The organism is Mesorhizobium sp. M1E.F.Ca.ET.041.01.1.1, assembly GCF_003997355.1.
In the GTDB taxonomy this organism is placed as follows: Bacteria; Pseudomonadota; Alphaproteobacteria; order Rhizobiales; family Rhizobiaceae; genus Mesorhizobium.
This window is the reverse complement of sequence record NZ_RZSL01000025.1, coordinates 1-24318: the sequence shown is the minus strand read 5'-3', so window position 1 is coordinate 24318 and position 24318 is coordinate 1. Positions and strand designations below refer to the sequence as shown.

The following is a 24318-nucleotide window of genomic DNA, read 5'->3' as shown; positions in this document are numbered from 1 at the left end:
CCGGCCGACTTCACGACGGGAAAGGTCTCGCCTGTCAGAACGGACTCGCTGACATTGAAATCCCGCGATTCCAGGATCACGCCGTCGACTGGGATGAGATTGCCGGCTGACAGACGGACGACGTCGCCGGGAACGATGTCCTCGACGTCGATCGTGCGTTCGAAACCGTCCCTCAGGACGATTGCCCTGCGGGAGAAACGCTGCTGCAGCGCCTCCATAGCGCGAGAGGCGCCATATTCCTGGGTAAAGCTGAGGACGCAACTGGCAAGCACGATCGCGCCGATGATCGCTGCTTCATGGCCCTCGCCGACAAACACCGAAACGGCGGCGGCAAAGATGAGGATCAGGACCAGCGGACTGCGAAACTGGCGGGCGAAGACAGCCAATGCGGATCCGCCGGACCGCGGCACCAGCGCGTTTCGGCCGAATTTGGCGAGGCGGATCGCAGCGTCGACGCTCAAAAGACCGGAGGTCGAGGTCTCCAGTTGCCCGATCAACTGATCCGTTCCAAGGGACCAGTAGGCGTGCTCGGCGACAACCAAGGAATGCCCGATCGAGTTCGGCTCGCTTGCCGGCCGTTCGGGTTGATCGACTCTGCCGGTCGCCATCCCCGAGCCCTCAGCTAGACGGGAAGCGATTGACGCTGGCCTGACAGCCGAAAAGCTGGGGCGGTGCCGCCGCAATCTGCATGGCCGATGCCCGATCCGCGTCCACAGCCACTATGACGACCATCGTATTGCAGGACATGCGATCTCCTCGCGCAACAGCGAAACACCCTTGCAATTGCGCCCTTCCGGCGCGCGGTGCCTTGATGTCTATCAAACTCGTCTGTCAGCGCGCGCGGACGCATGTGGGCTAGACGTCGTCGTTGGCAGCCGCCAGGAACCTTCAGGGCGTTCGGTGGCGACCGGCTCTCTTCTTCGCGCCTGTTTGATGCGGATCAAGGATGCCCGCTCAGGCCGGTGCTTTGATGCCAGCCTCGATCGGCCGAGCATGAATTGGCGATGCGGGCGCGACGATCCGCGTCAAACGCGGAAATCGCGAAGCAATGGACCGGTTCAGCGAAGACGCCGTCGGGCGGGTCCGCTGGCCTCCGGCTCTGGCGCCTGTTGGGTACCCTAAGGCGGAAGAGCGGAGGCAGCGGCACTTGCTGATCAATCAATCTGTCTCATGGAGAGAACCATGGCTGAAGCCCCTACCAAACTGCCCGTGAAGTCCGAGAAGAATGCTCCCGCTCCTGCCCGGTCGGACAATTGGATGGGACCGTTCGAGAGCCTGCGTCGTGAAATCGACCGGCTCTTCGATGATTTCCATCCGTTCGACTTCCGCCTGCCCTCCACCCGTTCGCTGTTCGGCCGGGATTTGCCGGCGGTGAACAGCGCATGGTCGGTGGCGCCGGCGATGGATCTGGTGGAAAAGGCCAATGCGTACGAGATCACGGCCGAACTGCCGGGCATCGATGAGAAGAACATCGAGATCAAGCTCGCCAACCGGGTGCTGACGATCAAGGGCGAAAAGAACGAAGAGAAGGAGGAAAAGGAGAAGGACTACTACCTCTCGGAACGCCGCTACGGCTCCTTCCAGCGATCGTTCCAGTTGCCTGAGGGGGTCGACGCCGACAAGATCGACGCCAGCTTCGCCAAGGGCGTGCTGACGGTCAAGCTGCCCAAGACGGCAGAAGCCCGGAAGGCCGAGAAGAAGATCACCGTGAAGGCCGCATAACGGCTCGAACGATCACTTTCTCAGTGCGCCAGGCAGCGCACTGAGAAAGAACCTCTCCGCCTGCAGGCGTCGTTCGCTTACACCGATTGATCGTCGGCCCTGGAAGGAGCAGCCCGCTTCTGGTTGGTCTCTGCCTGGCGCTCTGCGATCTTGAGCTTCTCCTTTTCGCGCGCAAGCAGGCCTCGGATCATCATCCGCTTTTCCGGGTCGGTTTCCCGGGCAAGCAGATCTTCGAAATGAGCGATGTTGGCCAGAGCAATGAACCGATCCACGACAGTCCTCAATTGCCGACAAGACGCATTGCCATCAAGCTTATATCCAATAGCTTCGATATCCTACCCTGACTTGTTCACATTCGCTGCAACCGCCTTCCAAACTGCTGCGACCGGTTGAGTTCGGGCGCCGGCGAGGTCCGAAGCCTCTCCTTGACGATCCGCCAGTGGCCCAAGCATGAGCCGGATGGTCAAGGGCGCGCGCGAATTGATCAAACGCAATGCGCGCAGGTCTAAATGGCGGAGAAAGGGACAGGTCGAAGGGTCCCAACGATGGCGCACTCTGTCTCACACACTTCCATAGCGCATGCAGCCGAGCAGGCTCAGCAATGGGCGAACGAACTCGCCAAGGATCTGGATTGGAACGAACAGAGCGCTTTCCGGTTGTTGAGATCGGTGTTGCACACTTTGCGCGACTGGCTCTCGCCGGAGGAAATGGCCGATCTGTCAGCCCAGTTGCCGACTTTGGTCAGGGGCATTTACTTTGAAGGGTGGAGCCCTGCGAAACCGGCAAGCGAGCGAACGAAGCGCGACTTCGTCATCAGCGTCAGGAACAGCTTCGGCTACGAGGCGGAGGTCGACATCGACAAGGCGATCGCGGCGGTGTTCAAGCTCCTCGACCGCCATATCTCTCATGGCGAGATCGTCCAGGTCCGCAATTCGATGAAGAAGTCGCTTCGTCATTTATGGCCGGAGGAATGACCGATGTTTCGCGATCGCCAGGAGGCCGGACAGAAACTCGCTGCCGAGCTTGCCACGCTCGATCTGCGGGATCCGGTTGTTCTGGCCTTGCCGCGCGGCGGGGTTCCCGTCGCCGCTGAGGTGGCCAAGGTTCTCAAGGCGCCGCTGGACCTGGTCCTCGTCCGCAAGGTCGGGGCGCCGGGCAATGCGGAACTGGCCGTTGCCGCCATCGTGGATGGAGACCCGCCGGATGTCGTTCTCAACCGGGAGATCGTGGAAGCCTACGCTCTCGACGATGACGAGCTTCGTTTCCTGATCGCCAAGGAGCGTCCGGAGCTGGAGCGGCGGCGCGCGGCGTATCGCGGAAAGCGCGCCTCCCTGTCGGTTGACGGAAAGACGGCGATCATCGTCGATGACGGGGCGGCTACCGGAACCACGATGAAGGTTGCCATTCGCGCTCTGAAGCGACGCTCGCCTCGTCAAATCGTCGTCGCAATTCCAGTGGCGCCCGCGGACACCGCAGCCGAACTTGCGCGGGAGGCCGATTTGCTCATCTGTCTCAGCCAGCCGACCCGCTTCCCCGCGCTCAGCTATTACTACGTCAACTTCCCACAGCTCTCCGACAGTGAGGTCCTCGACATCATGGCTCTCGTTGCTCAGGCACGCCGTAACGCCAACGACAGAAGGCGGCCCGCGGCGCATGCCGCAAACAAATCATGACAACAAGCCGGCACCTAGGAGTCCACCGATGCAGATCCGCACACTTTCCACTCTGGAGTGCACGAAAATTCTGACGGCCAATCGCGTCGGTCACCTGGCCTGCACGAAAGACGGGCAACCCTATATCGTCCCGCTCTATTATGCCCACGCGGACAATCATCTTTATGCCTTTTCCATGCCCGGCAAGAAGATCGACTGGATGCGCTCCAATCCGCTGGTGTCGGTTCAGGTCGACGAACACGGCACGGATCGAGGTTGGAGAAGCGTGATCGCCTATGGCCGCTATGAGGAGCTTCCGGATCGGATCGGGCACAAGCTTCAGCGGGATCACGCGTGGTCCGTCTTGAGCAGACACTCCGATTGGTGGGAGCCAGGTGCGCTCAAGCCGGCCGCGTCCCCGGAATTGGAGCGTCTCCCCCCTGTGTTCTTCAGGATCTTCATCGCGGAAGTTTCAGGCCGCGAGGCGATAGAGAGTTGATCCTTGCCATGGCGACCCAAAGAGGAAGTCACGCGATGCCGACCGCTGATCGAAGCGGACGGCAGCATGCGCAGCCTTGAGGCACCTCATGATGGACTCGCTCATAGCCCGCCTTGCAGTGGCCCTGGCGATAGGATTGCTGGTCGGGTTGGAGCGAGGCTGGCGAGAGCGCGATGCCCCTGATCGTAGCCGCACGGCCGGCATCCGGACTTTCGGCATATCGGGCCTCCTCGGCGGTGTTTTTGCGGCTTTGGCCCAGGCGCTCACCGAAAATTCCGTATTGGTCGCCGGGTTCCTCGCCTTTGCTGGCATCTTCGCATGGTACAAGGCACGCGAAGCCTCACACGATGAGGATTTCAGCGTCACGACCGTCGTCGCGGGCCTTGCCGTCTTCGCCCTTGGGGCGCTCTGCGTGGCTGGCGATTTCCGGGTTGCGGCCGCAGGCGGCGCAGCCCTGGCGGCACTTCTTGCAAGCCGCGAGGTCTTGCATGGACTCTTGCAGCGCCTGACCTGGCTGGAGCTTCGCTCGGCATTGATACTCGCGGTGATGACCGCGGTCGTGCTGCCCCTGCTGCCGGACCGCACGCTGGATCCCTGGGGAGGCTTCAACCCGCGCGAGATTTGGCTCCTGACGGTGCTGATGGCCTCGATCTCGTTCGCCGGTTACGTCGCGGTGCGCATTCTCGGAAACGCTCGCGGGCTGATTGTGAGCGCGCTTGCCGGCGCTGTCGTCTCATCCACCGCCGTCACTTTGTCGCTGGCTCGCACCGCCAACACGGCGAGCAGTCCCTTGCCTTTTGCGGGCGCGGCTTCGCTGGCGGCAATGGTTTCGATCTTGCGTGTCTGCGTCGTGGTTCTGGCTCTGGCGCCGAGCGTGGCAGCATTCATCGCCGCGCCCGCGCTCGCTGCCGCACTGGCATTCGGCGCCTGCGGAACAATCGCATTGGTCATCCATGGCCAGAAGCCGGAGAACCCCGCCCCGACGCGCAATCCATTCGAATTGGCGCCTCTGCTGATCTTTGCGTTGCTGTTCGCATCGGCCTCGACGGCCAGTGCCGCGTTGGCTTCGCAGTTCGAAGAACGGGGCCTGCTGGCGAGCTCCGCGATCGCGGGCGCGTTCGATGTCGATGCTTCAGTGCTCAGCGCTCTGCGCCTGGTCAAGCATTCGATCTCGATCGAAACGGTAGGACACGCGGTGCTGACGGCGCTGATGGCCAACGCGGTCGGACGCCTTTCCCTGGCGGTATTTGCGGGTCCGGTGAGATTCTGGTTGCCCCTGGCCGGCATGACGTTAGCCGCCGCCGCTGCCGGCTACAGCGCCTTGCAGCTCCTGTAGATTACTGCGGCCGTCTCGACACGCCTGTCGGCGCAATGCCCAAATTTGACCGGCGTCAAGGCCGCCAGTTCTGTTTGCTGCGAAATCCTCCCACTGTTCGCAACGGGAGCGCATCATGTCCACGACAGAGGTCAATATCCCAATCCGGGAGGCCACGACCACCGCATCGACGAAGCTACGATTGGGATCGCTGACAGCGCTCGTGATCGGCTCGATGGTGGGCTCGGGCGTGTTCAGTCTGCCCCAGAACATGGCAGCCGGCGCCGGTCCTCTGGCGATCCTGATCGGTTGGACGATCACGGCGATCGGCATGCTCGCGCTGGTGTTCGTCTACCAGTCGTTGGCGGTGCGCCGACCCGATCTCGATGCGGGACCCTATGCTTATGCCAAGGCAGGGTTTGGGCCTTTCATAGGGTTCAACAGTGCCTGGGGCTATTGGATCAGCGCTTGGGTCGGCAACGTGTCCTACGCCGTGATCGTCTTCAGCGCGCTGTCCTATTTCTTCCCTGCCTTTGGTGACGGGAATACATGGCAGGCGGTGCTCGGCGCCTCGATCCTCTTGTGGCTCATCCACTTGCTGATCCTCGCGGGCATTCGCCAGGCCGCGGTCGTCAACACCATCGTGACCGTAGCCAAGATTGCTCCCGTTGTCCTTTTCGTCGGGATTGTCGCCGTCGCCTTCAAGCTCAACGTCTGGTCGCTCGACTTCACCGGGCTCGGCAATGCCTCTCTCGGTACCATCGCCGCTCAGGTGAAGAGCACCATGCTGGTGACGCTGTGGGTCTTCATCGGCATCGAAGGGGCCAGCGTGTTCTCCGCCCGGGCGGAGCGCCGCAAGGACATCGCGACCGCGACGGTGCTCGGTTTCTTCACCTGCCTCGCGCTCTATGCGCTGGTCTCGCTGCTTTCGCTCGGTATCCTGAGCCAACCCGAGCTTGCCGCCTTGAAGAACCCATCGATGGCGGGCGTGCTGGAGGCCGTCGTCGGACCCTGGGGCGCCGTGCTCATCAATCTTGCACTCGTCGTTTCGGTCGTCGGCGCCTTCTTGAGCTGGACCTTGCTCGCCGCCGAGATACCGCATGTCGCCGGCAAGGACGGGACGATGCCGAAATTCTTCGGCCGGGAAAGCGAACGCGGCGTGCCCTCGACGTCGCTGCTGATCACCAACCTGCTCGTTCAGGCCTTCCTGGTGATCACGCTCTTTGCGCAGAGCACCTATCAGGCGCTCTTCTACATCGCTTCGGCGGCCATCCTCGTGCCTTACATTTTCTCCGGAGCTTTCGCCGCCAAGCTGGCCCTGACCGGGGAAAGCTATGAGAGCGGCGAACAGCGCGCCGGGCCTCTCATCGCGGGGTTGCTGGCGACGGCTTACGGCCTGTGGCTCGTCTATGCGGCGGGACCGGCTTATCTGTTCATGTGCGCGATCCTCTATGCGCCGGGTATCATCTTCTATGTCTGGGCCCGTCGAGAAGGCAATCAGCGCGTCTTCCATCCCGTGGAAACCGTCATCGCGGTCGCACTCGTCGCAGTCGCAATCCTTGCCGTCTACGAAATGTGGACCGGCGCCGTCAGCCCGCTTTGAGAGTTCGTTCCCATGACAGATCTAGGGGTCCATTCGGAAGTCGGCCGCCTGCGCGAGGTGATGGTTCACAGGCCGGATCTCAGCCTGCGCAGGCTGACGCCGGAGAATTGCAAGGCGCTGCTGTTCGACGACGTGCTGTGGGTGAAACGAGCACGCCAAGAGCATGACGTTTTCGTCGATGCCTTGCGCGAACGCGGCGTGGTGGTCCATTCGTTCGGCGAGCTCCTGGCGCAGACCATGGGCATCGGCAAGGCGCGCGACTGGCTTCTCGATCGCCGCGTGCATGCGGGCGTCGTCGGCCTGGACATGGTCGACGAGATGCGGGGATGGCTGAACGAGATGCCTTCGGACCTGCTGGCAAGCTGTCTCGTCGGCGGCATTGCCCGCGCCGAACTTCCGTTCGAGCCCAAGGGACTGACCGGACGGACGCTCGCGCCGCAGGACTTCGTGCTGCCGCCGCTGCCGAACCAGCTCTTCACCCGCGACAGTTCCTGCTGGATCTATCGCGCTGTTTCCGTCAACGCCATGTATTGGCCCGCCAGGCGGCCCGAGGCGGCTAACGTCGAGGCCGTCTACCGCTTCCACCCGCGGTTTCGCGACAGCGGCATTCCATTCGTGTCTCCGGGAGCCGGAACAGGCATCAGCCTGGAAGGCGGGGACGTCATGCCCGTCGGCGGAGGCGTCGTCCTCGTCGGCATGGGCGAACGCACCACGCCGCAGGCGGTGGGCGACCTTGCCCGCAGCCTGTTCGCCGCCGGAGAGGCCACGCGCGTGATCGCGGCGCTGATGCCCCGCGATCGCTCCTTCATGCATCTCGACACCGTCTTCACCTTCTGCGACCGGGACCTTGCCACCATGTATCCGCCCGTGGTCGAGCGGCTGCGCTGCTTCTCGATCCGGCCCGGAGACGGCGATGCGGCGGTCGATGTCAGGGAAGAAAACGCCCCTTTCACGACGGTCGTGGCGGAGGCGCTTGGACTGAAATCACTCCGGATCATCGCCACCGGCGGCGACCGCTATGAGGCTGAGCGCGAGCAGTGGGACGACGGCAACAACGTCGTCGCGGTCGAGCCGGGTATCGTCATCGGCTACGATCGCAACGTCTATACCAACACGCTTCTGCGCCGCGCGGGGGTCGAGGTGATCACCGTCGAGGGCGCCGAGCTCAGCCGCGGCCGCGGCGGCGGCCATTGCATGACCTGCCCCATCGCCCGCGACCCGATCTGAAAGGACAGCCAATGTCGATCAACCTGCATGGCCGCTCGGTGCTCTCGCTGGACGACCTCTCGCCCGAAGAGATCCGCTTCCTCCTGAAGCTGGCCGCCGATCTCAAGGCCGCCAAGCAAGCCGGGCATGAGATACCGCGCCTTGTTCGCAAGAACATCGCGCTCATCTTCGAAAAAGACTCCACGCGCACGCGGACGGGGTTCGAGGTGGCCGCCTACGATCAGGGCGCCCACGTTACCTATTTCGGTCCCACCGGCAGCCATATCGGACACAAGGAGTCCATGAAGGACACCGCGCGCGTGCTCGGCCGGATGTATGACGCGATCGAATATCGCGGCTTTGCGCAGCATCAGGCCGAGTTGCTTGCCGCGCATGCCGGGGTGCCTGTCTACAACGGCCTGACGGACGAGGCGCATCCCACGCAGATCCTTGCCGATTTCATGACGATGCGCGAATTCACGCACAAGCATCTTTCTGACATGACCGTCGCCTTCATCGGTGAGGGACGGGACAATGTCGCGCAGTCCCTGGCCGTGGGCGCCGCCAAGGTCGGCATCGACATGCGTATCGCTTCACCGAAGGAGCTCTGGCCGGACGAGGAATTCTGCGCCCATGTGAGGACTTTGGCGGAGCGCAACGGCGGCCGGTTCAGATTGGACGAAGACGTGAAGGCTTGTGTCGAAGCTGCCGACTTCATCTACACGGATGTGTGGGTTTCCATGGGGGAAGACAAGTCTGCCTGGCCGGAGCGCATCCGTCTCCTGACGCCCTACCGGGTAACGAGCGAAGTGATGTCGGCAAGCGGCAATCCGCACGTGAAATTCATGCATTGCCTGCCTGCGTTCCATGACACCGAGACTGAAGTCGGCGCCTACGTCGCGCGCGAATATGGGATCGACTGCATGGAAGTTTCCGACGAGGTATTCGAGTCGAGCGCGTCGATCGTCTTCGACCAGGCGGAAAACCGCATGCATACGATCAAGGCGCTGCTCGTCGCCACGATCGGCAACTGAGATGCTGATCGTCGCCGCGCTCGGCGGGAACGCGCTTTTGCGGCGCGGCGAGCCGATGACCGCCGAGAACCAGCGCAGCAATGTCAAGCGTGCCGCATCCGTGCTGGCGGCGCTGATCGGCGAAGGACACTCGGTCGTAATCACGCATGGCAACGGCCCCCAGGTGGGCCTGCTGGCGCTGCAGGCCGCCGCCGACCCGGAGCGTGAGGCGTTCCCATTGGATGTCCTCGGCGCCGAGAGCGCCGGCATGATCGGCTATGTCATCGAACAGGAGCTTGGCAACCTCCTCAAGGACAGGCTGTTCGCGACATTGCTGACGCAGGTGAAGGTGGACCCCCGCGATCCGGCCTTCGCCCATCCGACGAAACCGATAGGCCCCGTCTATGACGAAGCCACCGCGCGACGGCTTGCCGCGAACCGCGGCTGGAAAATTGCGCCCGATGGCGACAAGTGGCGCCGCGTCGTGCCCTCGCCGCGGCCACTCGAGATTCTGGAAGCATCGGTGATCTCGTTCCTTGTCGAGCGCGGCGTCATCGTCATTTGCACGGGCGGCGGCGGCGTCCCGGTCATAGCCAGGGACGACGGCAGCCTCTGCGGCGTAGAGGCCGTCATCGACAAGGACCTGGCGAGTTCGCTTCTCGCGCGTCAATTGAAGGCCGACATGCTGCTCATGCTGACCGACGTCGACGCGGTCTATCTCGATTACGGCACACCCGCCGCCCGCGCGCTTCGTCGGGTCGTCGCGGCAGAGATATCCGCGCGGGAGTTTCCGGCCGGCTCGATGGGTCCCAAGGTCAGCGCCGCGATCGGGTTCGTCGAGGCTACCGGCAAGCCTGCCGCGATCGGCAAGCTCGACGACGCCCTGGCAATCGTCAAGGGCGAGCGCGGCACGACTATCACAACGGGACCCTGACCGCCCTCGCCTGAAGTCGTTCAAAGATGTGACGCGCTTTTGAGCGCCAATCTCGATGGACAGCGCCGTCGCAGGTTCCTACGCTGAGCATGACCGATGTCGACCTGCCGAGGGGGTCATGGAACAGTTCGAGCAAACCACCCCCATCCGCCTGAGGACCATCCCAGCGGAGATTTGGGCGCTGGGCTTCGTCTCGCTGCTGATGGACGTCTCGTCGGAGATGATCCACGCCTTGCTGCCGATCTATCTCGTCACCGTCATGGGCGCATCGATGGTGACCGTCGGCACCATCGAAGGCATCGCCGAAGCGACGGCCGCCATCACCAAGGTTTTTTCGGGCGCGCTGTCGGATTGGCTGGGAAAACGCAAGCTGCTGGCGGTGATCGGTTACGGCCTCGCCGCCCTCACCAAGCCGGTATTCCCGCTGGCTTCTTCGGTCGGCTGGCTTGTGGCGGCTCGCTTTGTCGACCGTGTCGGCAAGGGCATTCGCGGCGCCCCGCGCGATGCCCTGATTGCCGACATCGCCCCGGCTCATGCGCGCGGCGCCAGCTTCGGGCTTCGCCAAGCGCTCGACACGGTGGGCGCGTTTGTCGGACCGCTCCTGGCGATTGCCCTGATGTGGCTGACCGCCAATCAGTTTCGGACCGTGTTCTGGGTCGCGGTGGTTCCTGGCCTTCTGGCGGTCGTGCTGCTGGTCGCAGCCGTGCATGAGCCGGCTCGGCCCGCCGGCCTGCGTGAGGTGCGTGCTCCCTTGAGCATGTCCGAGCTCAGGCGCCTGGGGTCGCCCTTCTGGCTGGTTGTCTGCGTCGCCACCGTGTTCACATTGGCCAGGTTCAGCGAAGCGTTTCTCATACTGCGCGCGCAGGGCATGGGTTTGCCGATCGTGCTCGCCCCGCTGGTGTTCGTCGTCATGAACGTGGTCTATTCGCTCGCAGCCTATCCGGCCGGCGTGCTCTCGGATCGCGTCAATCGACTGACGATGCTCATTCTCGGCTTCCTGATCCTCATTGCCGCGGACATCGTGCTGGCGTTTCCCGGAAATCTGGCCGGCGTGGCGCTCGGCGTGGGCCTCTGGGGCCTGCATCTGGGGTTCACACAAGGACTTCTGGCAACGCTCGTCGCCGATACGGCCCCGCCGGAACTGAGAGGCACCGCCTTCGGCATGTTCAACCTGTCGAGCGGCCTCGCGCTGCTGGCCGCCAGCCTGCTGGCGGGCACGCTCTGGGATCTTTTCGGACCGCGCATGACCTTCCTGGCGGGCGCCGGCTTCACGGCGCTGGCGCTCCTTGGCCTTGGCCTGGTCCGTTGGCTGATGCCGACCCTTGGGCGCAATGGGAAAGCGGAAGAAGGCGCGGTGTCCGGCTCCTGACGCCGATACCGAGCAACCCGTGTCGCTGTCCGGGCTATCGGATCACGGAATCACGCCCACTCCCTCCAAGAACACGCGGACTGCTTTGCGAACCTGCTGCGCGTGTCCAACCAAGAGATGTCCACCGGTGTCGTAGACGACCAGCTTTGCGCCGGGGATCCTACCCGCCGCGAATTCGGCTGCCGGCAGCGTGTTGAACAGGTCGTCGCGCGCGGAGATGATCATTGTCGGTGCAGTGATTTCTTCCAACGGCAGTTCATGCAGCTCGGGGGCGCTGTCGATATTGATTCCGGAAAAACGCAGCGACAACGGTTCAACGCTTCTGACGAAGCTCATGACGCGGTCCCTCTCGGCCTGGGGCGCGGCCGTTACCAGCGCCGGTCGAACGCCGAGAAAGCGAATGAGCACCGACGGTGCGATAGTCTCGGCGGCCCACCAAGCGAAATCGCCGCCAGCGTTGACGGCCCAGAAGGCGAACCTGTTGCCGCGACCGACGTCGATCGCGACCGGACTGGTGGGCGAATAAAGGGCTGGGACGACCAGAATGAGAGCGGCAACCTTGTCAGGGTGCCGGAGTGTCAGCTCGACGGCAGAACGGGCGCCGGCCGAAACACCGACAACCACCGCTTTGGGGACGTTCAGTCTGGAGAGCAACGCCGCGTGCGCATCGCCCTGCGCGGCTGGAGAGGGGTCTCGCGGAACGGGCGTGCGCAGATAGCCGAAGCGCGACGGCGCGATGACCCGAAAGCCCCCGCCCGCTAGATCGGCAGCAAGGGCGAGGCCTTGGTCAAAGCCGCCGCCGGCGCCGTGGATCGACAGCAGCGGGCTGCCCGCGCCGCTGTCGGCGTATTCGATCGGACCGATGTCGAGATTGGCGACCATGCTGCCGCGACTGACGGCGTCGCGCAGACGACCAAGCTCGTTCCTGTAAAGCAGGAAAGCCACACTGGTCGTGGTCGCCATGGCGATCAGCATGACCAGCAGGAAACCGCCAATTCGACTCATTGCGAAAGCTCCTCCAAGGGACGGGCGAAGATTGACCCGCATCACCTGGAAGCAAATGGATATCTCAATCCCTTGAGTGACCGCAACGCGTTGACCTGCGGGTGCTAAGCCACGGCGGCAACGCCAACGACATAGTTCTTGCCATAGGCCTTGGCGCATTTCGGGCATGTCGTATAGAAGAAATAGACGTCGCCCGGTTCCGATTTTCGGTTGCGTACGATCTGCCGCATCTCCTCGTGCCACTGCCTTGCCTGGCTGTAGGAGCCCTCGAACACCTTCGTCAGAAAGTCGCCGCTCAGCGTCGTCATCTCTTCGCCGGCAACCGATTTCGTGACCGAGAACAGATGCTCGCCGCTCCAGGGCGAAATATCCCGGCTGAGCACGATGAACCGATCCGTGTCCGAGGCTTCCGCTTCGTCGATATGCTTGTTAACGCGGGCGAACACGTCACCCATGTTCAGCGGGATATGCATGACGGAGCGGGTGGTCGCTCTCAGAAAACGCTTGTCCTTGAAGTGCAGTTCCTGAGCGTCCCAGCCTTCGGGATTGAATTTGGGGCAGCAGCCGGTGGTGTTGACGCTGGCATCGTATCGGGGCGTTTCATTCGTCTGCATGATCGTTCCCTTGATCGGATCGGCACCATCCAGCAGGTGACGCGCCCGTCGTCATTGATCCTCGTCAACAAGGAACGCATTTGATGCGCATCAAGGCCGATCGAAGGGATGACTGTTAGCTGGAACGAGCCGGCAGACTTGGGAGATGGTCATGGCTCACAAACAGGTATTGTTTCGCTCGGCGGCGCGCGAAAAGATCCTCCGCGGCGCCACCCAGCTTGCCGACGCCGTGCGTGTGACGCTCGGTCCACGCTCGAAGTCGGTTCTGATCGAGAAGAAATGGGGCGCGCCTATCGTCTGCAACGACGGGGTCACGATCGCCAAGGAATTCGACCTGAAGGACCCGGAAGAAAATCTCGGCGCGCGGATGCTGAGACAGGCAGCCGAAAAGACGGGCGACATGGTGGGTGACGGAACGAGCACCGCGACCATCCTTGCCCATGCCATGTTCGCCGACGGCGTGCGCAATGTCGTCGCGGGCGCGAGCGCTATCGACATCAAGCGCGGTCTCGATCGTGCGACGAAGCGCGTCATCGAAACGCTCAAACAGATATCGCGGCCGGTCTCGACGAGGCGCGAGAAGGAACAGGTGGCGACGATCTCCGCGCACAATGATCCGCTGATCGGCGAACTGGTCGGCGAGGCCATGGAGAAGGTCGGTGGCGAAGGCGTCATCACGGTCGAGGAATCGAAGACCACCGAAACGGTCCTCGATGTGGTCGAAGGCATGCAGTTCGACCGCGGCTTCCTGTCCCCCTACTTCGTGACCGACACCGAGAAGATGGAGGCGGTGCTGGAAGACGCGCTCGTGCTCATCGTCGAAAAGAAGATCTCTTCGCTCAACGACCTGATCAAGCTGCTCGAGGCCGTGGCGAAATCAGGATCGCCACTGCTTGTGATCGCGGAGGATGTCGAGGGCGAAGCGCTGGCCACGCTGATCGTCAATCAGATCCGCGGCACGTTCAAGAACTGCGCCGTGAAGGCGCCGGGCTTCGGCGACCGTCGCAAGGCCATGCTGCAGGACATCGCCATCCTGACGGGCGGGCAGGTCATTTCAGAGGATATCGGCCTCAAGCTCGAAAACGTGACGATGGCGCAATTGGGACGCGCGAAGCGCGTGGTCGTCGACAAGGACAACACCACCATCATCGGCGGTGGCGGCGAGCAGAAGACCATCAAGGGTCGCGTCGAGCAAATTCGGCGAGAGATCAGCGATACCACCAGCGACTACGACCGCGAGAAGCTTCAGGAGCGGCTGGCCAAGCTCGCCGGCGGCGTGGCCGTCATCAAGGTCGGCGCGCCGACCGAGGCCGAGATGAAATCCAAGAAGGAGGCGCTCGACGACGCCATCAGCGCCACCAAGGCCGCTGTCGCGGAGGGCATAGTGCCTGGCGGCGGACTGGCCCTGTTGCGCTGCATCGGTACGGTCACGGAGGAGGAAGCGCGTTGCGAAGGCGACGAACGCACCGGCGTCCAGATCCTCAAGCGCGCTCTCGAAGTGCCTGTGCGCCAGATCGCCGAGAATTCGGCTGTCGACGGCGGCGTGGTCGTCGCCAGGATGATCGAGGGCAAGGGAAATTTCGGCTTCGACGCCGGCCGCAAGGAATATGTCGACCTCGTCGAAGCTGGCATCATCGATCCTACCAAGGTGGTGCGGATCGCGCTCGAGAACGCCGTCTCCGTCGCCAGCGTCCTGCTCCTGACGGAAGCGACCATGACCGAGATTCCGGAGCCGGCAAAGGAGCGTCCGCTTGAACCGGAAATGTCGATGTAGCGACAAACCGGGAAGGTCCCGATATCGTCGCGGCAGTCGATATCGCGACACCGTGGCTTGGAATGTCTGACAGAATATAGCTGAAAGCCAAGGCGGTCAGCTCACGCGCTCAGCAGTCCTCGCGAGCGATATTTGAGAAGCTCAAGCGAACAAACCAGACCAAGCCGGCCGCCAGCGCCACGGCCAGACAAGGCATTCGGAACGTCCGGGATGTCGACGTTGATGACCGCGGCATCCAACGTGGCGCCGAGTTGCCTGGCCACCGCCACCGCGTTCGACGCAACCTTCGGCCCCGGCGGGTCCGGATAAGTCGGCAAGAACAGGGACGCCAACAACTGCATTTGCTTGTCTCCCTCAATGTTACGCCTACTGGCGACGCCGATATCGGTGCACCTCGGGACGCTTGGCTGTTGTCCTCGTTATCGCGTGCGGCGTCCAAGACGCGCATACGGCCAAGCCATCGCAGGCAGTGCGCTCCGCTCACTGCATCCACGCGTCCGAAAATCGATAGGCGCACCGGCTTCATGAGGCCAGTAGATCAGCATGATCGAGAGTTTCGTGCCTTGCGCGTCAATATCGGTTCACTCGGGGCAAGACAGGCCGAGAGCATCAAGGCCCGCTTCGAGGTGATCGCCGAGAAGCGGGTTGCCGCAGAGATAGCCGGCCGTGTGTTTGTTGTGGGCGTAGGCGGCCTGCTGGCGGACCTCTTCCCAATCGGCCGCCTCACCGTCATCCCTGCCGAGCCACATCAACGCCACGAGGTCGATCTGCTCATCGATGGAGAGCTCCGAGATCAGCGAACCAAGCTCCTCACGCACAGGATCGTCATCATGATCCTGAAGCACTGCAATCTCATTGTCGTCCGTGGGATTGGACCCCGCGTCAGGCTCGGTAACGGCAACCTTGACGTCGAATTCATGTGCCTTGGCGACTATGAAGCAGACTTTCCGGACGGCAATTGCCAGTTCAGGCGTCTCGGCGTCCTCACTTCCGATTCCGCGTTTCATCCGACATCTCCTCTTCGTCCTCAGCGCTCCCTCTCATGAAATGCAGGTCTGGATGGCCGTCATCACCGATCGAGGCTCCCGATGTAGGCGATGATGGCCTCGATCTGGTCGGGAGCTGCCACGAACTCGGGCATGTCCGGGTGGCCGGTGGAGATTCCCTCGGCCAGGGCTTCCTGCAAGTCTTCGATCGGATAGCGGCGATGCAATGAACGAAACGGCGGAGCATCAGGATGGGTGCTTGCGCCGGCCGGACCAACCGCATGGCAACGCGCGCAGTTTGCTTCGACCAGCCTCTTGCCATAAGCGATCTGCGAACTGTCGCCCGCCCAGGCAGGCAATGCGAAGGCGACTGCAAACGGCAGGATCTGGAGCGCTATTCGACGTTTCATATACGCAGAATACGCCGCGAACGGACGCTGAACCTTGACCTGGCTCAAACTGCCGAAACGCACTATCGTTCAAGGACATACGCACCGGGCGCCGCGCAAATCGCCTTCAAGTCGCCTGCGGCGCCGGGCCGGTCGGCTGCGACCTCACGACCGGAGTGCCGCGCCAGCCATTCCACCCAGGCCGGCCACCAGGAGCCATATGTCACGGTCGCGTTATTCGCCCATTCATCCGCGTCCGGACGGATATCCGCGTGGCGGCAACTGAGCCGCCGGTAGGAACGGCCCGGGTGGCCGAGCTCGGAAACGATGCCCGCATTGTGTCCACCGCTTGTCAGAACGAAGTCGATGTCGGTGTCGAGCAGGTAAGTCAGTTTGAATACCGAACGCCACGGCGCAACGTGATCCGTCTCGGTGCCGACCGCGAACACCGGCGATCGAATGTCTTCCAGATGGATGGGTCTGCCCCCGACACGAAAATGCCCCTCGACAAGATCGTTGTCCAGATAAAGCTGCCGCAAATATTCCGACTGCATACGGAACGGCATCCGGGTGGAGTCGGCGTTCCAGGCCATGAGGTCGGTCATCGGAGCGCGCTGGCCGAGCAGGTATTCGCGCACGATGCGTGACCAGATCAGGTCCTGCGAGCGAAGCATTTGAAAGGCTCCAGCCATGCGGCGCTGATCGAGGGTGCCCTCGACCCACATCATGTCCTCGATCAGGGTAATCTGGCTCTCGTCCATGAAAAGGCCGAGTTCGCCTGGTTCTTCGAAATCAACCTGCGCCGCGAAAAGCGACAGGCTGGCAAATCGGTGATCGCCGTCGCGGGCCATTGCCGACGCGGCAATCGACAGCAGCGTCCCGCCAAGGCAGTAGCCCACCCCATGGATCCGGCTGCTTCCAGTCGCCTTCCCGACCTCATCCAAGGCCGCCATCACGCCGAGGCGGCGGTAGTCGTCCAGGGAGAGTCCACTCTGATCGCTGCTCGGATTACGCCAGGAGATGCAGAAAACGGTATAGCCGTTCTGCACAAGGTAGCGGACCAGCGAGTTCCGCGGCGAAAGATCGAGAATGTAGTATTTCATGATCCAGGCGGGGGCTATGAGGATCGGCTCCTCCTTCACCGTGCCCGTCATTGGGGCATAGCGGATCAACTCGATCAGCTCGTTTTTGAAGATCACCTCGCCTGGCGTGATGGCGACTTCGATGCCTGGCCGAAAGCTCTCCGCGCCAGCCGGCGGTCTACCGTCCATCAGACGAAGCAGGTCGTCGGCCAGGTTGTTGGCGCCGCTTACGAAATTGGCGCCATTTTCCCTAAAGGTCTTGTCGATGACTTCCGGGTTGAGCGCAGGGAAATTCGAGGGCGAGACGGTGTCCAGGATTTGCCTGCTGTAGAACTCGACAAGGCGCTCATGCCTCCTCGTGACTCCTGGAAATCCTGTCGTCGCATTGTGCCACCATTGCTGGGACAGCAGGAAAGCTTGCTGCATGGCGTTGAAGGGGAACGCCTGCCACGCCTGGTGCTGGAACCTTCTGTCTTGCGGCAAGGGCACGATCGTCGGCGCCGCGGATCCCATTCCGAGCCCGCAGCGAAAAACAAAATCACTCAGCCTCGCAACCTTTTCGGCCGCTTTGACGAAGACCTCCCCCTGCTTGCCCGGTGATGAGGACAAGTGCAGCAGCCAGTCCTGCCAGGCTTGCAAGAGGCTGATCGGCGAAATGCCTGCAGTGAAGGCCGCCAGCAAGGCATGCGAGAGCCGATCGACATCGCGATAGATGCCCCCGGCTTCATCATCCGGCAGCGGCAGCGCCGAGGCGCCGGTCGCGGTCACCGCGCCATGCCCCGACTTTCGCCGCGCGCCCCGGTTCCCCGCCTCGTCGTAAACGCTCGGGACGGAGGACCGATCAGCAGGTTTCCGCCCCTTCTTCCTTGATCGCAACATTTCAGGTCGCGATGGTTGCTGCGGCCATGTCGTCGATCGTCGTTTCCGCCTCTTTGCGAACCCGCCCGGCTGTTTCCGAAGCAAGCTTGGCGCCGATGGAGGCGAATCTGCCGGCCTCGTTCGCATAGTCGGAGGTCGCGTTCTGGACGAAATTCACGTACACGTCGAAGGCATCGACGAATTCGTCACTGCCGGTCAATTTATCGAGGAGCTTGAGGTCATCCTCGAACCGCCGCTTGAGGAAGGACGCGCTTTCGATCTGGCAGCGCAGCCCCGCGCGGATCGCATGCGCCTGCAGGACCGCGGTGGCTCGCATGAACTTCTGTGCTGTCCGAACGAAGGGCAGCACGTCCGGCGCGCGAAACTCTTCTGCATTCCAGGTCATGATGATCTTTCCTTTCGCTCTTCGCTTCAATGTCTTGTCTTCGGCTGGCGGGACCGTGACCGGCGGCCGAAGGCCTAGCTTGCCGACGGGCGTTTGCTTCTGCTGAACGAAGCCAGTCCGGAATAGATCGCGGCTCCGGCGATAAAGGCCAAGCAGAGCACGGCGCCCCAGAGAAGGATGTCTTCGGCAGACATGGATGAGCCCTTGTTGGTTCGAAGGTCGCAGACTCCATTCAAGCCGGCATTGATCGTGATCAATCGGATTCACTTGCCATGCCGCTTCGAACGGCCCCCATCGCTGCTCCAAATCCCACGACCCCGGGTCTCAGCTTTGACCATGATCAAGGCGGAGGACGGTATTGGCGGCAACAGATTTACGCGAACAAGCCTGCGAATGCTTAGCGAGGGACGGAGATGAAGGAACTGCCGCTTGCCGATGTGTATCGATTGATCGAACCTGGTCCCGTCGTTCTGCTGTCGACCAGATCCGGCGGAGGCCGCGCCAACGTCATGACCATGTCATGGCACATGATGGTTGAGGTCGCGCCGCCGCGGATCGCCTGCATCGTGTCCAGCGGCGACCTTTCGTTCTTCACGTTGCGGAAAACAAAGGAATGCGTGATTGCGATCCCCGCCGTCGAGCTGACGGAGAAGGTCGTCAAGGTCGGCAACTGCTCTGGTCGGGATACCGACAAGTTCGCGACCACCTGGCTGACGCCGCTGCGCGCCGAGCGGGTGTCGGCGCCCCTGATCGCCGAGTGCTTCGCCAACCTCGAATGCCGCGTCGTCGATACGAGACTGGTCAACAGATACAATCTGTTCGTCCTGGAAGTCCTCAAAGCCTGGATCGATCCGGCGCAGCCGAAGCCGAAGACAATCCATCACATTGGAAACGGCGGCTTCATCGTGGATGGGGAAGTGATCCATTTCGAGTCCCGCATGCCCTGAAGGCCATACGGCATCACTTTGATCGGCATCAAGGCGAGTTCGTTTCGGCAAATTAGCTTCGGACATCGAACCACTCGAGCCGAAAGCCATATCGATGAGCTACAAATCCATTCTCCTGAACCTTGGCATCGACGGTCCGATCGAACCGCTCGCTCTGGCCGGTATCGACCTTGCCAAGCGTTTTGACGCCCGCCTGATCGGATTCTGCGCCGCCGATGCTCCGTTGCCGGTGACGATGGCGCCGGAGGGAGCGGCAATTGCGGCCGAGCTCTGGGAGCAATCGCGGGATGAAATCCGGCAACGGCTGAAGGACCTGTGCGGCAAGTTCGAGAATCTCGTCGCCGGAACAGTCGAGACGGACTGGCGCGGCGCGGTCGAAAACCCGGATGCCGCCATGGCGAGGAGTTCTCGTCTCGCCGACCTCATCGTTACGGGTGCCGCCCAGGGCGCGTCCACGGGCGATTCCTACCGCGCGGCCGATCCGGGCAGTTTGGTGTTGCGCGCCGGCAGACCCGTGCTGGTCGCGGCAAACGGCTCGGCGAGTCTGCCGACAGGCAGGGTCGTGGTGGCTTGGAAGGACACGCGTGAAGCGAGGCGTGCCGTGGCGGACGCTGTGCCGCTGATGGCCATGGCCAGTGAAGTCACGATCGTCGCGGTCGATCGCAATCCGGATGATTGGATCAGGGACGGCGTCAAGGACGTCGCGCGTTTCCTCGACGGCCACGGCATCAAGGCGCGTACCGAAATCCTGAAGTCCGACGATGAAGGCAACCGCCTCGTCGATTTCCTCGCCTCGGTCCGTGCCGAACTGGTCGTCTCGGGCGCCTATGGACACAGCCGGTTGCGGGAATGGGTGTTCGGTGGGGTTACCCGCTCGCTGCTCGACGAGGTCTGGCTCAATCGGCTGATGTCGAGCTGATGCTGCGCCAGAAATCTCGCATAAGCAGTTCACCTGGTCGCTGGGTCGGTGAAGCGCCGCCAGAACGTTGAAAGGTGGGGGCTCGCCAAGAGGCGTGACCCATCATACCGGCGCTTTTGGGCATGATCGAATCGACGTTTTTTCTGGCGGGATTGACCGAGATCAAACCCGACCTGCCCAATCAGTCACTATGGTTTGCCATTTAGCATTCGGGTACCCCACTTAATGAGAAGCGCTGCTGCGAAGCTTGTCGATGTTTGCAATGCCCAAAGAAACAAGGGGGCGGACTTTCCAACGATCTGGAGGGACGTGCTGAAGACGCATCCGTGTGTGCGCGGACTGCCGATCCAAGACAGCCACGAAGGCGGCCCGATCTTGAAGGTTCCCCTGATTACCGGCCAGTTTCTCGTGTTCCTCGGTTCGCATTTTTCTCTTTTGTAGATTCGGCCCCATGCAGGCGGGTCCCATGTGGCCGCATTCGGTGCCCCGCTCCACAAGGCAAGGGGCACCGATCAAAGCAGTTCGTCGGTCAGACCATCAAAACGGCGTCCTTGATCGACTCGAGCGAATGTTTGACGAAGTCTTTGCCGATCTCGCCCGCGAGTTTCGCATTCAGTGAAGGCCGATAATGTTTTCGCATTTCGCCGAGCGTCCGGGGATCGGCGATCACCAGTATATGCTCGTACGATTCCTCGAGCGCCTGATGGTTGAGATAGTCTGCGACGGATCCGGCGAAATCATCTTCTCGTAGCCGTGACTCATCTGGATTGGCGGTGGAACTGCGATGCCTGCCGCCGGATCCGGTGTGAGCCACCTCGAGGACGGGATCCTCGATTTCGACCCAATCGAGATGAGGTTCGTGGCCTTTGGTGTGGAACAGCCGCAGCCTCTCGCCATCCGTGACCGCGACAAGGGTGGCATTGTTCAGGATCATTGTATTTTCTCCGCAAACGGATCAGCCGGGATTTGGGGCGCTGTCCGATGAATTCATTGCTATCGCGAGCCAGAAGATTCCAGATCCGGTCGCGTCGCCTTGACCTCGATCAAAGGGACAAAGGCATGATCCGTTCACGACGCCGTCGGCAGCGAGCAGCGTTAACTAGGGCAGAAGGCGGAATGTAATGCCTCGATCACGGTGAGCACCTCCGGCCGCGTGATCCGATAGTAGACCGTCGTGCCCTCCCGGCGCGCCTCGACCAGCCCGTCCGCCCTCAACCGCATGAGCTGCTGCGACATCGGCACCTGGTCGATGCCAAGCAGGTCGCGTAACTCCGCCACCGAGCGCTCCTCGCCTCCCAGGGCGCAAAGCACGAGCAGCCGCTGCGGATGGGACAGGCTCTTGAGCAGTTCAGCCGCCTCTCCCGAGGCGGGGATCATTTCTCTTACATTCATGTTATTGAATTTATGATTTTTGAATGTTACATGCAACCCGTGGATCGAGCTCATTTCGGCCTCACCATACATTCGAGCCCGCCCATTGGGAAATTGAGCCTGGTCAATGCGCCCGTGTGGCTTGCCCACACGATGGCGCGAGGATGAACTCCATGGGGAGGAAACCCATCATGTCTCACATCGTCGTTCTCGGAGCCGGCCTCGGCGGCACCATTATGGCCTACGAAATGCGCGACAAGCTGCGCCGTGAGGACAGTTTGACCGTCGTCAACCTCGGCAAGTCCTATTCCTTTGTGCCTTCCAACCCTTGGGTGGCCGTCGGCTGGCGGGAGCGCGATGACGTCACCGTCGACTTGGCGGATACCTTCAAACGGCGTGGCATGGCGCTGCGTCCCGAAGGCGCGAAGAAAGTGCATCCGAAGGAGAACCGCGTCGAGCTCAATGACGGTTCCTTCCTCGATTACGACTATCTCATCATCACCACCGGCCCGGACCTCGCCTTCGACGAAGTGCCCGGCCTCGGGCCGTCCGGCCACACCCAGTCGATCTGCCACATCGACCACGCCGTAGCGACGAAGGACAAGTTCGACGAGTTGGTCCGCAAGCCAGGGCCTGTGATCATCGGCGCCGTCCAGGGTGCCTCCTGCTACGGGCCGGCCTACGAGTTCGCCTTCATCCTCGATACCGCGCTGCGCAAGGCCAGGGTCCGCGACCAGGTGCCGATGACGTTCGTGACGCCCGAGCCCTATATCGGACATCTCGGCCTCGACGGCGTCGGCGACACCAAGGGGCTGCTCGAAAGCGCCATGCGCGAGCGCCACATCAAGTGGATCACCAACGCCAAGGTGGCCTCGGTCGAGGCCGGCACGATGCATGTCGAAGAGGTCAATGACGACGGCACGGTCAAGGCCGGGCACGACCTGCCTTTCGCCTTCTCGATGATGCTGCCGGCGTTCCGCGGGGTTTCCGCACTGACGGGGGTCGAAGGCCTGGTCAATCCGCGCGGCTTCGTCACCATCGACAGATATCAGCGCAACCAGGCGCACCCGAACGTCTTCGCGATCGGCGTCTGCGTCGCCATACCGCCGGTCGGCAAGACGCCGTTGCCGGTCGGCGTCCCCAAGACCGGCTTCATGATCGAATCCATGGTCACGGCCACCGCCGAGAACATCGGCGCGCTGCTGCGTGGCGGGCAGCCCAGGGCCGTCGCCACCTGGAACGCGGTCTGCCTCGCCGACTTCGGCGACGAAGGCATCGCCTTCGTGGCGCAGCCGCAGATCCCGCCGCGCAATGTCAACTGGTCCTCGCAGGGCAAATGGGTCCACGCTGCCAAGGTCGGCTTCGAGAAATATTTCCTGCACAAGGTCCGGCAGGGCAAGAGCGAGACCTTCTATGAAGGGCTGGCGCTCGACATGCTCGGCATCAAGAAGCTCAAGGCGATCCATACCGAGCCGGCCGAATAGGCAGGCTCACATCCAAGGAGACATGAAATGACCATCGACAAGGCCGTGCTGATGTTCGCCGGGTTCGTTGTGCTGATCTCGCTGGCGCTCGGCATCTACTATTCGCCGTACTGGTTCCTGCTGACCGCTTTCGCCGGACTGAACATGATCCAGGCCTCCGTGACCGGCTTCTGCCCGGCGGCGATCGTGTTCAAGAAGCTCGGCTGCAAGTCGGGCGTCGCGTTCAAATAGCAGCCCGCCTTTCAGGAACCGCCGCCACAAACCAGGGGGCGCATGATGCGCCTCCTGGACCATTTCAACCGACCGGAACAAGCGCAATGCGAAGCATGAGATCGGCTGTCGCCAACATTCTTCTGATCGGCACCGCGTGCCTTGCGGTATCGAATACGAAAGCCGCGGAATTCACCGTGAAGGCCACGACCGTCACCGAAATGAAGGCCGTCTACGGGCAGGTGGAAAGCCGCACCGTGGTGCCGGCGCGCGCCCGCATTTCCGGCACCATCAGCGAGGTCCGCGTCTCGGAAGGCCAGGAGGTGCGCCAGGGCGACCTGATCGCAATCGTGGTTGACGACAAGCTCGCGCTCCAGCTTCGGGCCGCCGACGCCAAGATCGTCGCGCTCAACTCGCAGCTCGACAATGCCCGCACCGACATGCAGCGCGCCCAGGACCTGCTGGCCAAGGGCGCGGCGGCGCAGAGCCGGGTCGACGCCGCGCGGCTGCAGCTCGACGTCACCACCAACCAGCTCGCGGCGGCCGTCGCGGACAAGGCGGTCATCGAACAGAGCTCCAGGGAGGGACAGACGCTCGCGCCCGCCAACGGACGGGTGCTCACCGTTCCGGTCACGGCCGGCTCGGTGGCCATGGCCGGCGAACCGATCGCCCGCATTGCGTCAGGCCGGTACTATCTGCGTCTGTCGCTGCCGGAGCGCCACGCCGCCGAGATCGCCGAAGGCGCCACAGTCGACATCGGCGAGCGCGGCACCGGATCGAACGCCGGCTTCGTCAAGGCCCGCGAGGGGCGCATCGCCAAAGTCTATCCCGAAATCGAAAGCGGGCGGGTGATCGCCGATGTCGAGGTGGCTGATATCGGCACCTATTTCGTCAACGAGCGCACGCTGGTGTCGATCCCGGTCGGCAGCCGCGCCATGCTCGGCGTTCCACCCCAGGCGG

Annotated in this window: 27 protein-coding genes; 16 read left to right on the top strand and 11 right to left on the bottom strand. The window is 62.5% G+C overall.

The features are described 5' to 3' along the window. Positions 1-608, bottom strand: a 608-nt coding sequence (locus EOA38_RS04495; RefSeq protein WP_245480757.1) for a cation-transporting P-type ATPase, incomplete at its 3' end; no start/stop codon positions are given. 574 nt (positions 609-1182) lie between these two features. Here EOA38_RS04495 and EOA38_RS04490 point away from each other — a divergent pair. After that, positions 1183-1722, top strand: a complete 540-nt coding sequence (locus tag EOA38_RS04490; protein WP_126092042.1) for an Hsp20/alpha crystallin family protein — start codon at positions 1183-1185, stop codon at positions 1720-1722. 77 nt (positions 1723-1799) lie between these two features. Here EOA38_RS04490 and EOA38_RS04485 read toward each other — a convergent pair whose 3' ends face one another. Continuing rightward, on the bottom strand, positions 1800-1994 hold the full coding sequence (locus EOA38_RS04485) for a hypothetical protein (protein WP_126092041.1): 195 nt from the start codon (positions 1992-1994) through the stop codon (positions 1800-1802). 273 nt (positions 1995-2267) lie between these two features. Here EOA38_RS04485 and EOA38_RS04480 point away from each other — a divergent pair, with 273 nt between their 5' ends. The 9 genes from EOA38_RS04480 (at position 2268) to EOA38_RS04440 (ending at position 11313) form a co-directional block, all read left to right on the top strand. Continuing rightward, the gene (locus EOA38_RS04480) at positions 2268-2696 is read left to right on the top strand and encodes a DUF2267 domain-containing protein (RefSeq protein WP_126095761.1); all 429 of its coding nucleotides are present in this window, start codon (positions 2268-2270) and stop codon (positions 2694-2696) included. Positions 2697-2699: 3 nt separating this feature from the next. Continuing rightward, positions 2700-3395, top strand: a complete 696-nt coding sequence (locus tag EOA38_RS04475; protein WP_126092040.1) for a phosphoribosyltransferase — start codon at positions 2700-2702, stop codon at positions 3393-3395. A 28-nt stretch (positions 3396-3423) separates the two neighbouring features. After that, entirely contained in the window at positions 3424-3873 is a 450-nt protein-coding gene (locus EOA38_RS04470) for a pyridoxamine 5'-phosphate oxidase family protein (RefSeq protein ID WP_126092039.1), read from the top strand. 91 nt (positions 3874-3964) lie between these two features. After that, the gene (locus EOA38_RS04465; RefSeq protein WP_126095760.1) at positions 3965-5209 is read left to right on the top strand and encodes an MgtC/SapB family protein; all 1245 of its coding nucleotides are present in this window, start codon (positions 3965-3967) and stop codon (positions 5207-5209) included. A 115-nt stretch (positions 5210-5324) separates the two neighbouring features. Next, entirely contained in the window at positions 5325-6791 is a 1467-nt protein-coding gene (gene arcD / locus EOA38_RS04460) for an arginine-ornithine antiporter (protein ID WP_126092038.1), read from the top strand. A gap of 12 nt (positions 6792-6803) precedes the next feature. Beyond that, positions 6804-8018: an arginine deiminase gene (locus EOA38_RS04455; protein ID WP_127298570.1), complete on the top strand. Its 1215-nt coding sequence runs from the start codon at positions 6804-6806 to the stop codon at positions 8016-8018. Between the two features lie 11 nt (positions 8019-8029). Continuing rightward, a complete protein-coding gene (gene argF / locus EOA38_RS04450; protein ID WP_127298569.1) occupies positions 8030-9031 on the top strand; it encodes an ornithine carbamoyltransferase in 1002 nt (333 codons plus the stop codon). A 1-nt stretch (position 9032) separates the two neighbouring features. Next, entirely contained in the window at positions 9033-9944 is a 912-nt protein-coding gene (gene arcC / locus EOA38_RS04445) for a carbamate kinase (protein ID WP_127298568.1), read from the top strand. 118 nt (positions 9945-10062) lie between these two features. Then, the gene (locus EOA38_RS04440) at positions 10063-11313 is read left to right on the top strand and encodes an MFS transporter (RefSeq protein WP_127298567.1); all 1251 of its coding nucleotides are present in this window, start codon (positions 10063-10065) and stop codon (positions 11311-11313) included. 42 nt (positions 11314-11355) lie between these two features. On the opposite strand, the gene EOA38_RS04435 is transcribed toward EOA38_RS04440, so the two are convergent. Both EOA38_RS04435 and EOA38_RS04430 read right to left on the bottom strand, forming a co-directional pair. Further along, on the bottom strand, positions 11356-12318 hold the full coding sequence (locus tag EOA38_RS04435) for an alpha/beta hydrolase (RefSeq protein ID WP_127298566.1): 963 nt from the start codon (positions 12316-12318) through the stop codon (positions 11356-11358). A gap of 104 nt (positions 12319-12422) precedes the next feature. After that, positions 12423-12932: a hydrolase gene (locus EOA38_RS04430; protein ID WP_127298565.1), complete on the bottom strand. Its 510-nt coding sequence runs from the start codon at positions 12930-12932 to the stop codon at positions 12423-12425. A gap of 151 nt (positions 12933-13083) precedes the next feature. Here EOA38_RS04430 and groL point away from each other — a divergent pair, with 151 nt between their 5' ends. Beyond that, positions 13084-14706 carry a chaperonin GroEL gene (gene groL / locus EOA38_RS04425; protein ID WP_127298564.1) on the top strand — a complete coding sequence of 541 codons (1623 nt, stop codon included), beginning with the start codon at positions 13084-13086 and terminating at the stop codon, positions 14704-14706. A 101-nt stretch (positions 14707-14807) separates the two neighbouring features. Here groL and EOA38_RS04420 read toward each other — a convergent pair whose 3' ends face one another. The 5 genes from EOA38_RS04420 to EOA38_RS40195 form a co-directional block, all read right to left on the bottom strand. Further along, positions 14808-15047, bottom strand: coding sequence for a hypothetical protein (locus EOA38_RS04420; protein WP_189434476.1), 240 nt, complete (start codon positions 15045-15047; stop codon positions 14808-14810). Between the two features lie 240 nt (positions 15048-15287). Beyond that, positions 15288-15713 carry a DUF3775 domain-containing protein gene (locus EOA38_RS04415; RefSeq protein WP_126092030.1) on the bottom strand — a complete coding sequence of 142 codons (426 nt, stop codon included), beginning with the start codon at positions 15711-15713 and terminating at the stop codon, positions 15288-15290. Between the two features lie 62 nt (positions 15714-15775). Next, entirely contained in the window at positions 15776-16102 is a 327-nt protein-coding gene (locus tag EOA38_RS04410; RefSeq protein WP_127298572.1) for a cytochrome c, read from the bottom strand. A gap of 62 nt (positions 16103-16164) precedes the next feature. After that, the gene (locus EOA38_RS04405) at positions 16165-17931 is read right to left on the bottom strand and encodes an alpha/beta fold hydrolase (protein WP_245480756.1); all 1767 of its coding nucleotides are present in this window, start codon (positions 17929-17931) and stop codon (positions 16165-16167) included. A 112-nt stretch (positions 17932-18043) separates the two neighbouring features. Beyond that, positions 18044-18694 (bottom strand): hypothetical protein, encoded by a 651-nt coding sequence (locus EOA38_RS40195; RefSeq protein WP_245480755.1) that lies wholly within the window; start codon positions 18692-18694, stop codon positions 18044-18046. A 146-nt stretch (positions 18695-18840) separates the two neighbouring features. Here EOA38_RS40195 and EOA38_RS04395 point away from each other — a divergent pair, with 146 nt between their 5' ends. Beyond that, positions 18841-19374, top strand: coding sequence for a flavin reductase family protein (locus tag EOA38_RS04395; RefSeq protein ID WP_127298562.1), 534 nt, complete (start codon positions 18841-18843; stop codon positions 19372-19374). Between the two features lie 94 nt (positions 19375-19468). Further along, entirely contained in the window at positions 19469-20293 is an 825-nt protein-coding gene (locus tag EOA38_RS04390) for a universal stress protein (RefSeq protein WP_127298561.1), read from the top strand. A gap of 529 nt (positions 20294-20822) precedes the next feature. Here the strand turns inward: EOA38_RS04390 and EOA38_RS04385 are convergent. Together EOA38_RS04385 and EOA38_RS04380 are read right to left on the bottom strand one after the other, a co-directional pair. Continuing rightward, positions 20823-21227: a host attachment protein gene (locus EOA38_RS04385; protein WP_127298560.1), complete on the bottom strand. Its 405-nt coding sequence runs from the start codon at positions 21225-21227 to the stop codon at positions 20823-20825. Positions 21228-21388: 161 nt separating this feature from the next. Then, on the bottom strand, positions 21389-21685 hold the full coding sequence (locus tag EOA38_RS04380) for a metalloregulator ArsR/SmtB family transcription factor (RefSeq protein WP_127298559.1): 297 nt from the start codon (positions 21683-21685) through the stop codon (positions 21389-21391). 170 nt (positions 21686-21855) lie between these two features. Here EOA38_RS04380 and EOA38_RS04375 point away from each other — a divergent pair, with 170 nt between their 5' ends. The 3 genes from EOA38_RS04375 to EOA38_RS04365 all read left to right on the top strand — a co-directional run. Continuing rightward, a complete protein-coding gene (locus EOA38_RS04375; protein ID WP_127298558.1) occupies positions 21856-23148 on the top strand; it encodes an FAD/NAD(P)-binding oxidoreductase in 1293 nt (430 codons plus the stop codon). Between the two features lie 27 nt (positions 23149-23175). After that, positions 23176-23379 (top strand): DUF2892 domain-containing protein, encoded by a 204-nt coding sequence (locus EOA38_RS04370; RefSeq protein WP_126092023.1) that lies wholly within the window; start codon positions 23176-23178, stop codon positions 23377-23379. An 86-nt stretch (positions 23380-23465) separates the two neighbouring features. Continuing rightward, positions 23466-24318 (top strand): efflux RND transporter periplasmic adaptor subunit (locus EOA38_RS04365; RefSeq protein WP_245480754.1); only part of this gene is annotated, 853 nt, incomplete at its 3' end.

Coding starts and splice junctions, on each gene's coding strand:
- EOA38_RS04490 (WP_126092042.1), top strand. CDS start 1,183: ATGGCTGAAGCCCCTACCAAACTGCCCGTGAAGTCCGAGAAGAATGCT.
- EOA38_RS04480 (WP_126095761.1), top strand. CDS start 2,268: ATGGCGCACTCTGTCTCACACACTTCCATAGCGCATGCAGCCGAGCAG.
- EOA38_RS04475 (WP_126092040.1), top strand. CDS start 2,700: ATGTTTCGCGATCGCCAGGAGGCCGGACAGAAACTCGCTGCCGAGCTT.
- EOA38_RS04470 (WP_126092039.1), top strand. CDS start 3,424: ATGCAGATCCGCACACTTTCCACTCTGGAGTGCACGAAAATTCTGACG.
- EOA38_RS04465 (WP_126095760.1), top strand. CDS start 3,965: ATGGACTCGCTCATAGCCCGCCTTGCAGTGGCCCTGGCGATAGGATTG.
- arcD (WP_126092038.1), top strand. CDS start 5,325: ATGTCCACGACAGAGGTCAATATCCCAATCCGGGAGGCCACGACCACC.
- EOA38_RS04455 (WP_127298570.1), top strand. CDS start 6,804: ATGACAGATCTAGGGGTCCATTCGGAAGTCGGCCGCCTGCGCGAGGTG.
- argF (WP_127298569.1), top strand. CDS start 8,030: ATGTCGATCAACCTGCATGGCCGCTCGGTGCTCTCGCTGGACGACCTC.
- arcC (WP_127298568.1), top strand. CDS start 9,033: ATGCTGATCGTCGCCGCGCTCGGCGGGAACGCGCTTTTGCGGCGCGGC.
- EOA38_RS04440 (WP_127298567.1), top strand. CDS start 10,063: ATGGAACAGTTCGAGCAAACCACCCCCATCCGCCTGAGGACCATCCCA.
- EOA38_RS04435 (WP_127298566.1), bottom strand. CDS start 12,318: ATGAGTCGAATTGGCGGTTTCCTGCTGGTCATGCTGATCGCCATGGCG.
- EOA38_RS04430 (WP_127298565.1), bottom strand. CDS start 12,932: ATGCAGACGAATGAAACGCCCCGATACGATGCCAGCGTCAACACCACC.
- groL (WP_127298564.1), top strand. CDS start 13,084: ATGGCTCACAAACAGGTATTGTTTCGCTCGGCGGCGCGCGAAAAGATC.
- EOA38_RS04420 (WP_189434476.1), bottom strand. CDS start 15,047: ATGCAGTTGTTGGCGTCCCTGTTCTTGCCGACTTATCCGGACCCGCCG.
- EOA38_RS04415 (WP_126092030.1), bottom strand. CDS start 15,713: ATGAAACGCGGAATCGGAAGTGAGGACGCCGAGACGCCTGAACTGGCA.
- EOA38_RS04410 (WP_127298572.1), bottom strand. CDS start 16,102: ATGAAACGTCGAATAGCGCTCCAGATCCTGCCGTTTGCAGTCGCCTTC.
- EOA38_RS04395 (WP_127298562.1), top strand. CDS start 18,841: ATGAAGGAACTGCCGCTTGCCGATGTGTATCGATTGATCGAACCTGGT.
- EOA38_RS04390 (WP_127298561.1), top strand. CDS start 19,469: ATGAGCTACAAATCCATTCTCCTGAACCTTGGCATCGACGGTCCGATC.
- EOA38_RS04385 (WP_127298560.1), bottom strand. CDS start 21,227: ATGATCCTGAACAATGCCACCCTTGTCGCGGTCACGGATGGCGAGAGG.
- EOA38_RS04380 (WP_127298559.1), bottom strand. CDS start 21,685: ATGAATGTAAGAGAAATGATCCCCGCCTCGGGAGAGGCGGCTGAACTG.
- EOA38_RS04375 (WP_127298558.1), top strand. CDS start 21,856: ATGTCTCACATCGTCGTTCTCGGAGCCGGCCTCGGCGGCACCATTATG.
- EOA38_RS04370 (WP_126092023.1), top strand. CDS start 23,176: ATGACCATCGACAAGGCCGTGCTGATGTTCGCCGGGTTCGTTGTGCTG.